This window comes from Candidatus Frankia alpina (assembly GCF_902806485.1).
In the GTDB taxonomy this organism is placed as follows: domain Bacteria; phylum Actinomycetota; class Actinomycetes; order Frankiales; family Frankiaceae; genus Frankia; species Frankia alpina.
In genome coordinates this window covers 1-701 of sequence record NZ_CADCWT010000536.1, presented here as the reverse complement: position 1 = coordinate 701, position 701 = coordinate 1, and the positions used below count along the sequence as shown (strand labels likewise).

Here is a 701-nt window from a genome sequence, read left to right as displayed (position 1 = left end):
ACACCAACACAACATTGATGTCACGCAAAGCGACGAAACGTTACCGGGAAAGGCTCAGTCTTCCCCGAGCGCCCGGGACGCGGCAGCGACCCGCTCCTCGGACGGCTCGACATGTCACCGCGACTGCCGGCTGTTGATCCTTTCCTGGAGGACGTCGCCCGCGAGGCCGATCTGTTCCTCTGTCGGCCGCACGTAACGGTATTCACGATCGCGGATGTGCGCCAGAAATTCGGGCTGGGGCGCCAAGCCGTACGCTTCGAGATAGTAGGCGATCGAGTCCGTCCAGATCCAGTTTCCATCCGTCCAGAAACTAATCGGAACCACCTTTCCACGCGAAGGATCTACAACATCCTCGGTGCGGCCAGTGGTTCGCAGCAGAAACTCTCCAGAATTCAGATAGCCGAGAATCGCGGTTCTTTCTTCGCCAACGGGAAGCGTTTCGCGGTCACCGAAGTCGGGATGACCGTCGACCGTTCCGTAAACCCCAGCGATCTTCGGCGCTGGAAAATTCGATGTCATTGTTCTTCCTCACCGGGGCTAAATCTAATCCAAGATCCATCATAGGGTACCGATGGATATACGAGTCCATCTGGGTCCACGTCACCGGAGGTCGTATATACTTCGCCGGTTCTCCGATCGACCCAGGCCAGCTCACTGAGCCTTTCCCGGTAACGTTTCGTCGCTTTGCGTGACATCAATGT

At 57.2% G+C, this 701-nt stretch carries 1 protein-coding gene; it reads right to left on the bottom strand.

Going from position 1 to position 701, the window contains the following annotated elements:
• Positions 1-114: 114 nt before the first annotated feature.
• A complete protein-coding gene (locus G6R25_RS24370; RefSeq protein WP_163554694.1) occupies positions 115-519 on the bottom strand; it encodes a hypothetical protein in 405 nt (134 codons plus the stop codon).
• Positions 520-701 lie beyond the last annotated feature (182 nt).